10 protein-coding genes and 1 pseudogene are annotated in these 9,379 nt (G+C 68.9%); 7 read left to right on the top strand and 4 right to left on the bottom strand.

Features of this window, described 5'->3' with window-relative positions; translation table 11 throughout:
- Nucleotides 1–330: pseudogene (locus tag AC1DXV_RS26930) on the bottom strand (SPOR domain-containing protein); the annotation flags it as partial.
- Between the two features lie 10 nt (nt 331–340).
- Nucleotides 341–2,029 (bottom strand): arginine--tRNA ligase, encoded by a 1,689-nt coding sequence (argS, locus tag AC1DXV_RS26925; RefSeq protein ID WP_477866092.1) that lies wholly within the window; start codon nt 2,027–2,029, stop codon nt 341–343.
- Nucleotides 2,030–2,217: 188 nt separating this feature from the next.
- Here argS and AC1DXV_RS26920 point away from each other — a divergent pair, with 188 nt between their 5' ends.
- Nucleotides 2,218–3,579 (top strand): serine/threonine-protein kinase, encoded by a 1,362-nt coding sequence (locus AC1DXV_RS26920; protein WP_477866091.1) that lies wholly within the window; start codon nt 2,218–2,220, stop codon nt 3,577–3,579.
- A 130-nt stretch (nt 3,580–3,709) separates the two neighbouring features.
- On the top strand, nt 3,710–4,003 hold the full coding sequence (locus AC1DXV_RS26915) for a hypothetical protein (RefSeq protein WP_477866090.1): 294 nt from the start codon (nt 3,710–3,712) through the stop codon (nt 4,001–4,003).
- 1 nt (nt 4,004) lies between these two features.
- On the opposite strand, the gene AC1DXV_RS26910 is transcribed toward AC1DXV_RS26915, so the two are convergent.
- Together AC1DXV_RS26910 and AC1DXV_RS26905 are read right to left on the bottom strand one after the other, a co-directional pair.
- Complete coding sequence (locus AC1DXV_RS26910; protein WP_477936446.1) at nt 4,005–4,925, bottom strand: LysR family transcriptional regulator; 921 nt, start codon at nt 4,923–4,925, stop codon at nt 4,005–4,007.
- Nucleotides 4,913–5,155 carry a hypothetical protein gene (locus tag AC1DXV_RS26905; protein ID WP_477866088.1) on the bottom strand — a complete coding sequence of 81 codons (243 nt, stop codon included), beginning with the start codon at nt 5,153–5,155 and terminating at the stop codon, nt 4,913–4,915. The genes AC1DXV_RS26910 and AC1DXV_RS26905 overlap by 13 nt, the downstream gene beginning before the upstream one ends.
- A gap of 184 nt (nt 5,156–5,339) precedes the next feature.
- Here AC1DXV_RS26905 and aceB point away from each other — a divergent pair, with 184 nt between their 5' ends.
- The 5 genes from aceB to AC1DXV_RS26880 all read left to right on the top strand — a co-directional run.
- Entirely contained in the window at nt 5,340–6,923 is a 1,584-nt protein-coding gene (gene aceB / locus AC1DXV_RS26900) for a malate synthase A (RefSeq protein ID WP_477866087.1), read from the top strand.
- 59 nt (nt 6,924–6,982) lie between these two features.
- On the top strand, nt 6,983–7,231 hold the full coding sequence (locus AC1DXV_RS26895) for a nucleotidyltransferase family protein (protein WP_477866086.1): 249 nt from the start codon (nt 6,983–6,985) through the stop codon (nt 7,229–7,231).
- A complete protein-coding gene (locus AC1DXV_RS26890; protein ID WP_477866085.1) occupies nt 7,228–7,428 on the top strand; it encodes a hypothetical protein in 201 nt (66 codons plus the stop codon). The genes AC1DXV_RS26895 and AC1DXV_RS26890 overlap by 4 nt, the downstream gene beginning before the upstream one ends.
- 200 nt (nt 7,429–7,628) lie before the next feature.
- Complete coding sequence (locus tag AC1DXV_RS26885; protein ID WP_477866084.1) at nt 7,629–8,627, top strand: esterase/lipase family protein; 999 nt, start codon at nt 7,629–7,631, stop codon at nt 8,625–8,627.
- On the top strand, nt 8,624–9,379 hold a 756-nt coding region (locus tag AC1DXV_RS26880), incomplete at its 3' end, for a hypothetical protein (RefSeq protein ID WP_477936444.1). The genes AC1DXV_RS26885 and AC1DXV_RS26880, both read left to right, overlap by 4 nt.

Raw genomic sequence — 9,379 nt, 5'->3', positions numbered from 1 at the left:
GCGCGGGCTGCTGGCGGCCGGCGCCGCCCCGACCGGCGGCGTGGCCGAGGGGACGGACGGCGGGAAGGCCGGCACGGGTGCCCCGACGACGCCGCTGGCGGCCTGGCTGCCCTGCCGCACCGGCGTCTTGCCCGACAGCGAGCCGTTCGGGTCCCAGTTCTTGTTCTTCTCGGCCTCGGCCGCGTCCTGCTCGGCGGTGCGTTGCGGCACCTTGTTGATGAAGGGCACCGGCACCTTCGCGATGTACAGCGCGACACCCAGCGCGAGCGCCAGGCCGATCAGCAGGCCGATGATCAGGCCCAGGACAAAACCGCCACGTTGGCTTTTCATGCGTTCTCCATCACATCCGGTCGGGGGCGGCCACGCCCAGCACCTGCAGCGCATTGCGCAGCACCTGGGCAGTGGCGGCCAGCAGCGCGAGGCGGGCGCGCGTCAGGTTGGCGTTGTCGGCCAGCAGGAAGCGCTCGGCCGCGTAATAGCTGTGGAAGGCGCTGGCGACGTCGCGCAGGTAGAACGTGACGTCGTGCGGCGCCAGGTCGGCCGCCGCGTGGGTCAGCATGTCGGGGTACTCGGCCAGCTTCAGCAGCAGGGCCGCCTCGGTCGGCGCGGCCAGCAGCGACAGGTCGGCGCCCTTCAGCGCGGCGAGGTCGCCGCCGTGCTCGGCCACCCAGTCGCGCAGCACCTTGCTGATGCGCGCATGGGCGTACTGCACGTAGAACACCGGGTTCTCGTCGTTCTGCTTCAGCGCCAGGTCGACGTCGAAGGTGAACTCGGTGTCGGCCTTGCGGCTGATCATGAAGAAGCGCACCGCGTCGCGGCTGGTCCAGTCGATCAGGTCGCGCAGCGTCACGTAGCCGCCGGCGCGCTTGGAGATCTTCACCTCCTCGCCGCCGCGCATCACGGTGACCATCTTGTTCAGCACGTAGTCGGGGTAGCCGGCCGGGATGTTCTCGCCCACGCCCTGCAGCCCGGCACGCACGCGCGCGATGGTGCCGTGGTGGTCGGTGCCCTGGATGTTGACCACCTTGGTGAAGCCGCGCTCCCACTTGTTGATGTGGTACGCCACGTCGGGCACGAAGTAGGTGTAGGTGCCGTCGGACTTGCGCATCACGCGGTCCTTGTCGTCACCGTAGTCGGTGCTGCGCAGCCACAGCGCGCCGCCTTCCTCGAAGGTCTTGCCGGCCGCCTTGAGCTTGGACACCGTCTGTTCCACGCGCCCGCTGCTGTACAGGCTGGATTCGAGGAAGTAGTTGTCGAAGCGCACGCCGAAGGCCTGCAGGTCGAGGTCTTGTTCGTGCCGCAGGTAGGCCACCGCGAACTGGCGGATGCTGTCCAGGTCGTCGGGGTCGCCCGACGCGGTGAACTCGCGGTCGTCCGACTTGACGGTCTTCTTCGCGAGGAAGTCGGCCGCGATGTCGGCGATGTACTCGCCGTTGTAGGCCGGCTCGGGCCAGGCCGCGTCGCCGGGCTTCAGGCCCTGGATGCGGGCCTGCGTGGTGGCCGCCAGCGTCGCGATCTGCACGCCGGCGTCGTTGTAATAGAACTCGCGCGTGACCTGCCAGCCCTGCGTGTCGAGCAGGCTGCAGATCGCGTCGCCCAGCGCGGCCTGGCGGCCGTGCCCGACGTGCAGCGGGCCGGTCGGGTTGGCCGAGACGAACTCCACCATCACGCGCCGGTCGACCGGCGGCTGGTTGCCGAAGGCCGGGCCGGCCGCCAGGATCTCGCCGATCACCGACTGCTTGGCAGCAGCCTTGAGCCGCAGGTTGATGAAGCCGGGGCCGGCGATCTCGAGCGCCTCGACGTGGCGCTGCACCGCGGGTTGCCGGTTCAGGGCGTCGATCAGGGCCTGGGCCAGTTCGCGGGGGTTCTTCTTCAGCGGCTTGGCGAGCTGCATCGCGAGCGTCACCGCGAAGTCGCCGTGCGAGGCCTGCTTGGGCGATTCGAAGGCGATCGGCACGCTGCTGCCGGGGTGGACATCGGCAACCGCCGCGGCCAGCGCCTGCAGCAGTTCCTGTTTGGCTTGGATCATGGCCGCGATTCTAGTTGCGCGACACCGAGGGGCGGGCCGAGCGCCGGACCCCACCGAACGAGGGGCCCATTTCGGATTTGCACCCACTTTGGTGTTCAATTTGGCACACTGGGGCGTGGCGGCGGTGCCAAGATGCCACTCTCGGCTTCCGGGCCCTTCGGCATCTGCGTGCCGACAACGCATCACCCATGAGTCTTCCGCTCGCCACGACCGAACCCGCCACCGTCTCCGGCTTGCCGTTGCCGGCCCAGGTCGGCAAGTACCCGGTGCTGCGCCGGCTCGGCGAGGGGGCCACCAGCGAGGTGTTCCTCGCGCGCGACGAGTTCCACCAGCGTGACGTGGCCATCAAGCGGGTGCGCCTGGGCGCGGTCAACGATCCGACCGACGGCCGCTTCTTCGAGCGCTTCTTCGCGGCCGAGGCCGCCCTGGTCGGCCGGCTCCAGCACCCGAACGTGGTGCAGATCTTCGACGCGGTGGCCGACCCGAACGAGCCCTACCTCGTGATGGAGTACGTGTCGGGCCACACGCTGCGCCAGTACTGCCGGGCCGACCAGCTGCTGCCGCTGGAGCTGATCGTCGAGATCGGCTTCAAGTGCGCGATGGCGCTCGGCTACGTGTTCCGCCAGGGCCTGGTGCACCGCGACGTGAAGCCGGCCAACATCCTGGCGGTGATCACCAACGGCAGCATCACCGACGTCAAGGTGACCGACTTCGGCAGCGTGCTGAACATGTCGGCCGAGACGACGCAGGTCTACCGCGTCGGCTCGCTGGCCTACATGGCACCGGAGCAGCTCGACGGCGCCTCGCTCGACAGCCGGGCCGACATGTATTCGCTCGGTGCGGTGCTGTACCACCTGATCGCCGGCCGCCCGCCCTTCGACGCGCCGTCGCAGTCGGCGATGATGAACCAGGTCTACAACGCGATGCCGATGCCGCCGAGCCAGCTGCGCTCGGGCGTCGGCGAGGGCGTCGATGCCGTGATCCTGCGGGCGCTGGCCAAGCGCGCCGACGACCGCTATGCGAGCTGGGACGAGTTCGCGCAGGCGCTGTCCGGGCTGATCGTCAACCACCAGGTGCCGCGCGGCCAGCTGCAGGGCGTGCTCGATTCGGAGCGCTTCAACCTGCTGCGCACGCTCGATTTCTTTTCCAACTTCGGCGATGTCGAGCTGTGGGAGGTGGTGCACCGCGCGAAGTGGCAGCGCTACACCTTCGGCCATGCGCTGTACCGGCGCGGCGAGGAAACGCGCAACTTCCACATCATTGCGCAGGGCGAGGTCGAGGTCTTCCGCGAAGGCACGAAGGTCGCGCAGCTCGGTGCCGGCACCTCGGTGGGCGAGATGGTCTACCTCGCGCCGAGTGCCGAGCTGCGCCGCCACAGCACCGACGTGATCGTCACCGAATCGGCCACCACGATCACCTTCACGCCCGACACGCTGGCCCAGGTCAGCCCGGGCTGCCGCCACCTGTTCGACGAGGCGTTCATCCGCGTGCTGGTGCGCCGGCTGCATGCGGCGCACGAGGCGCTCGCCCACCCTCGGCGCATCATGTGACGCTGTCATTGGTGACATAAAGCGACATAGAGAGATTCGTGTTGACTCAAGCTCACGCTTGATCACATTCGGGGTCGGTGCTTCAATCCGGGCCGGCGACACACCGTTCGCCGCACCCCGGAGGAATCCCATGAAGAAACTGAGCACCCTGGTGGCCCTGGGCCTGATCGCGCTGTCCAACGTGGCGTTCGCGGCCGATGCGGCGACCTGCGAGTCGAAGGCGACCGACAAGAAGCTGGCCGGCGCGGCCAAGAACAGCTTCATGAAGAAATGCGAGCGCGAGGCCAAGGCCAGCGGCGCGGGCGCTGCGTGCGAGACGCAGGCCGCCGACAAGAAGCTGAAGGGCGCGGCGAAGAACAGCTACGTCAAGAAGTGCACGAAGGACGCATCGGCCCCCGCGGCAGCAGCTTCGGCCGCCAAGTAAGTCAGGCAGGGCCTGCGGTGTCCTGCCAGTACGCGGCGTTCCCGTAGGTCTGCTTCAGGAAATCGATCCACAGCCGCACCCGCAGCGGCAGGTGCTTGCGCTGCGGGAACACGGCGTAGATGCCGTTGGGCGGCGCGGCGTAGGCGTCGAGCATGCTGACCAGCGCGCCGCTCGCGACCTCGCCCTCGACCTCCCAGGTCGAGCGCCACGCAATGCCGAGCCCGGCCAGGCACCAGTCGTGCAGCACCTGGCCGTCGCTGCAATCGAGCCGGCCGCTCAGCCGCAGGTGCTGCACCTGGCCGTCGATCGTGAAGGCCCAGCCGCGCGTCTGGCTGGCATCGCTGCTCAGCGTCAGGCACTCGTGGTGCGACAACTCCTGCGGCGTGCGCGGCGTGCCGGCGCGCTTCAGGTAGTCGGGCGTCGCGACGCACAGCCGGCGGTTGTCGGCCAGCCGCACGCTGACCAGGCTGCTGTCGGGCAGCTCGCCGACGCGCACCGCGCAATCGACGCCCTCGTTGACGATGTCGACCAGCCGGTCGCTCAGGTTCAGCGAGACGTTGACCTCCGGATGCAGCGCGAGGAAGCGCGGCACCAGCGGCGCGACGTGCCGGCGGCCGAAGCCGGCCGGTGCCGTCAGGCGCAGGTAGCCGGCCGCCTTGATGCCGCCGGCGCTGACGCTGGATTCGGCGTTGGCCAGGTCGGCCAGCAGCCGCTGGCAGTCTTCGAGGAAGGCGCTGCCCTCGTGCGTCAGCGTGATGCGGCGCGTCGTGCGCACCAGCAGCTTGACGCCCAGCCGCTCTTCCAGCGCATCGATGCGCCGGCCGATGACCGCCGGCGCGACGCCTTCGGCATGGGCGGCGGCCGTCAAACTGCCCTTGGCAGCGACCGATACGAACGATTCGATCTGCTTTAGCCGGTCCATGGCGCGGGATTATGCGCGCCATAGTCAGCAATCCCGGCCTGAGAGCGCTCCATCTGCCAGCCGTCGGCGGGGGTCTTCGCCAACGCCTCGTGCTCGAGCTTGCTGGCAGCCGGTGCGGACGGCCCGATGGAAGGGATCGGCAGGTGGGGGGACGCCGGCTTGCCCAGCGTGGGCCAACTGGCCAGAGCGGCCGGCAGGCCGTCGATGAGAGTGTCGCGCAGCGGATTCATCGCGTTCGTCTCCGGGTTGTCGTCGCGGCTGAGTGGACCGACTCAGGCGAGAGGTTCCACCTGGAATTGGTCGTTCCGGGGTTGATTCAGTGCGCAGGAGTCACGAATCATCGAATTCGAAGGCTCTTAATCTTCACGCAAGTCTCCAATAGAGTGCGGAGATTCGATTCCGAGGAGATTCCCCATGAGCAGCCTTCCCCTGCCGCACGGCATGCAGATCAACGCGCCCATCCTGCCGGGCTTCGAGACGGTGCTGACGCTGCCGGCGCTGGAGCTGGTCGCCAGGCTGCACCGGGCCTTCGAGCCGCGCCGGCAGCAACTGCTGGCCGCGCGGGTCGAGCGCACGCAGCGCCTGGATGCCGGCGAGCGCCCCGATTTCCTGCCCGAGACGGCCAACATCCGCGCCGGCGACTGGAAGGTCGCGCCGATTCCGAAGGCGCTGCACTGCCGGCGCGTCGAGATCACCGGCCCGGTCGACGCGAAGATGGTGATCAACGCGTTCAACTCCGGTGCCGACAGCTACATGACCGACTTCGAGGACAGCAACTCGCCGTCGTGGGCCAACCAGATCCAGGGGCAGATCAACCTGTCGCAGGCGATCCGCCGCACGCTGACGCTCGAATCGAAGGGCAAGACCTACCAGCTCAATGACCAGGTCGCGACGCTGCAGGTGCGTCCGCGCGGCTGGCACCTCGACGAGAAGCACGTGACGGTGGACGGCCAGCGCGTGCACGGCGGCATCTTCGACTTCGCGCTGTTCATGTTCCACAACGCGCGCGAGCAACTCGCGCGCGGCGCCGGCCCGTACTTCTACCTGCCGAAGATGGAGAGCCACCTCGAGGCGCGGCTGTGGAACGACGTGTTCGTGATGACGCAGGCCGAGCTCGGGCTGCCGCAGGGCACGATCAAGGCGACGGTGCTGATCGAGACCATCCTCGCGGCCTTCGAGATGGACGAGATCCTGTATGAGCTGCGCGAGCACAGCGCCGGGCTGAACGCCGGCCGCTGGGACTACATCTTCAGCTGCATCAAGAAGTTCAAGGTCGACCGCAACTTCTGCCTGGCCGACCGCGCGAAGGTCACGATGACGGCGCCGTTCATGCGTGCGTACGCGCTGCTGCTGCTGCAGACCTGCCACAAGCGCGGTGCGCCGGCGATGGGCGGCATGAGCGCGCTGATCCCGATCAAGAACGACCCCGAGAAGAACGCGATTGCGATGGGCGGGATCATCGCCGACAAGAAGCGCGACGCGACCGACGGCTACGACGGCGGCTGGGTCGCGCACCCGGGGCTGGTCGAGCCGGCAATGAAGGAGTTCATGGCGGTGCTGGGCGACCGGCCGAACCAGTTCGACAAGCAGCGCCCCGACGTGAAGGTGAGCGCCGCCGACCTGCTGGACTTCCAGCCCGAGGCGCCGATCACCGAGCACGGGCTGCGCATGAACATCAACGTCGGCATCCATTACCTGGGGGCCTGGCTGGCCGGCAACGGCTGCGTGCCGATCCACAACCTGATGGAGGATGCGGCCACCGCCGAGATCAGCCGTTCGCAGGTGTGGCAGTGGATCCGCTCGCCGAAGGGCACGCTCGACGACGGCCGCAAGGTCACGGCCGAGATGGTGCGTGCGCTGGTGCCGGAAGAACTCGCGAAGATCAAGGCCGGCGGCTTCGAGGGCAAGTTCGACCGGGCGGCGGAGATCTTCACGCAGATGAGCACGCAGGAGGAGTTCGCGGAGTTCCTGACGCTGCCTCTCTACGAGGAAATCTGATCGGCGGCGGCTGCACGATGGCGATTTGATTGCCGCGGCGATTGCGGCATCCTCGCGCCATGAGTCGCGCCGAGACCCTCACCCTGTTGAGACAGCACAAGGCCGAGTGGCAGCGCCGCTTCGGCGTCACCCATCTGGCCTGGTTCGGGTCACGCGCGCGTGAGCAGTCCCGCGGCGACAGCGATGCCGACTTCCTGGTCGCCTTCCACGATTGGAGCATCGTGCGCGACGACCTCGTTCCTTTGCGGTCCGCATTGGCGGCGGTGCTCGCCGCGTCGCAGGGGGAGGTCAAGGAGCCACGTTCATGACTCGCGACGTTGAGCGGTCTCCTGCAGTTTTGGAAGCAGACGACTGTCCTGCGATGACAGAGCAAGAGTCACGACTCGAGGCTCTGTTTGAAGCGGCACAAGACATCGAAGCCGGACGCACGTGGACCGTAGAGGAGTTCAAGCCGCGTTTGGAGATCTTGAAGGCGCGCGCTCAGTGCATCGCCGATCGTCGCTGATTCAGATCGGCGCTCTCCGGGAAAGTCCGGTGACGATTTCAGGGCCATCCCTCTTTTAAAAGACGAACGTTCGTTCGAGACTCCGCGTCGGCCGCATGTTTTGCAGGCAGTTCGCAGGATGTTCGGTCCCGCGTGCGCACACGACTGGCATCGATGCCGGCGGGCGCACGACATACCTAGAACCTTCAGGAGACATCTCGATGAACTTGCCGATCTGCCGCGTGCCGCGGCTGCCCTTCCCATGGCTTTCCCGGTTTTGGTCCGCGTCGCTGCCGCGCGCGCTCGGCGCCATCGCGCTGGCCGCCGGCCTCGCGTTCGGTGCCGCGCCCGAGGCGCGCGCCGCCGACACCTACGCGAAGACGCAGTACCCGATCGTGATGGTCCACGGCCTGCTCGGCTTCGATGCGATCGGGCCGGTCGACTACTTCTACGGCATCCCGTCGGCGCTGCGCGCGGGCGGTGCCACCGTCTACACGCCCAGCGTGTCGGCCGCCAACTCCAGCGAGGCGCGCGGCGAGCAGCTGCTGCGTGAACTGCGCGCGCTGAAGGCCGCGTACGGCTATCAGAAGTTCAACCTGATCGGCCACAGCCACGGCGGCCCGACCATCCGCTACGTGGCCGCCGTCGCACCCGAGCTGGTCGCCTCCGTCACCACGGTCGGCGCGCCGCACACCGGCAGCAAGACCGCCGATGCGATCCAGGGCATCACCTCGTGGACCGGCACCACCGGCGCTGTCGCCGCGATCGCGAATGCGCTGGCCGCGACGATCTCGTTCCTGTCCGGCTCGCCGAGCCTGCCGCAGAACTCGCTGGGCGCGCTGCAGTCGCTGAACACCGCCGGCGCCGCCGATTTCAATCGCCGCTTCCCGCAGGCCGCGCCCGCCACGCCCTGCGGCCAGGGCGCCGCGGTGGTCAACGGCGTGCGCTACTGGTCGGTCGGCGGCACCAGCGTGCTGACCAACGTGTTCGACGTGAGCGACGGCCTGCTCGCCGCCACCAGCGTGTTCTTCGGCTTCGAGCAGAACGACGGGCTGGTCGGCCAGTGTTCCAGCCACTGGGGCGTGGTGCTGAAGGACAACTACGCCTGGAACCACCTCGACGAGGTGAACCAGGCGTTCGGCATCCGCGGGCTGTTCGCGCAGGACCCGGTGGCGTTCTACCGCAGCCAGGCGAACCGCCTGAAGGCGGCGGGGCTGTGAGCGACCGGCCGGCCTCGCTGTTCGCACTCTCGGTCGCAGGCGTCTGCCTGGTGATCGGCGTCGTCGCCTGGCGGCTCACGCCGTCGTCGACGCATGCCGCCCGCCCGGCCGAACCCCGTTTCACCGAATGGCGCGACAACCCGTTCGCCGCCGGCGTGCCGACCGATGCCGCCGCCTACAACGAGGCCGCCGCGCGGGCCGCGGAAGCTGCTGCCGCGCACGTCGCCCGGTTGTGGGTCGACGGCTCGCTGCGCGGCACCGACCTCGACGGCGACTGGGGCACCTGGGCCGGCGACCGGCTGCAGCCCGGCCTGGCGCTGCGCCGCCGCTTCGACTACCTGCTGACCGGCACCGGGGAGGTCGAGCCGGCCGAGCTGCGCCACTGGATCGAGCAGCAGCTGACGCTCGAGCGCGGCATCGACGCCGCGCGCCAGGTGCTCGACGTCTGGGACCGCTACCTCGCGCTGCAGCAGCGCCGCTTCGACACCGCCTGGAAGCCGGACGACCCGGCCAGCTGGGCCGGCGTGATGGCCGAGCGCTCGAAGGTGCGCCGCGACCTGCTCGGCGCGCCCTGGGCCCAGGCCTTCTATGCCGACGAGGAGCGCGACTTCGCGGCGCTGGCGGCCCGGCGCAGCGCGGCCCCCACGGCGCAGGCGCCACCGTCGCCCGCGCTGCTGACGCCGGATGCCGCCGGGCAGACGCCCGAGCTGCAGGCCGCCCGCAGCGCGCAGTTCGGCGCGGAAGGCGCCGAG

The sequence above is a fragment of the Rhizobacter sp. P3_C12 genome (genome assembly GCF_056402735.1).
Note: the sequence above shows the minus strand (reverse complement) of the source record. Positions and strands in the feature narration are given on the sequence as shown.

Coding starts and splice junctions, on each gene's coding strand:
- argS (WP_477866092.1), bottom strand. CDS start 2,029: ATGATCCAAGCCAAACAGGAACTGCTGCAGGCGCTGGCCGCGGCGGTT.
- AC1DXV_RS26920 (WP_477866091.1), top strand. CDS start 2,218: ATGAGTCTTCCGCTCGCCACGACCGAACCCGCCACCGTCTCCGGCTTG.
- AC1DXV_RS26915 (WP_477866090.1), top strand. CDS start 3,710: ATGAAGAAACTGAGCACCCTGGTGGCCCTGGGCCTGATCGCGCTGTCC.
- AC1DXV_RS26910 (WP_477936446.1), bottom strand. CDS start 4,925: ATGGACCGGCTAAAGCAGATCGAATCGTTCGTATCGGTCGCTGCCAAG.
- AC1DXV_RS26905 (WP_477866088.1), bottom strand. CDS start 5,155: ATGAATCCGCTGCGCGACACTCTCATCGACGGCCTGCCGGCCGCTCTG.
- aceB (WP_477866087.1), top strand. CDS start 5,340: ATGAGCAGCCTTCCCCTGCCGCACGGCATGCAGATCAACGCGCCCATC.
- AC1DXV_RS26895 (WP_477866086.1), top strand. CDS start 6,983: ATGAGTCGCGCCGAGACCCTCACCCTGTTGAGACAGCACAAGGCCGAG.
- AC1DXV_RS26890 (WP_477866085.1), top strand. CDS start 7,228: ATGACTCGCGACGTTGAGCGGTCTCCTGCAGTTTTGGAAGCAGACGAC.
- AC1DXV_RS26885 (WP_477866084.1), top strand. CDS start 7,629: ATGAACTTGCCGATCTGCCGCGTGCCGCGGCTGCCCTTCCCATGGCTT.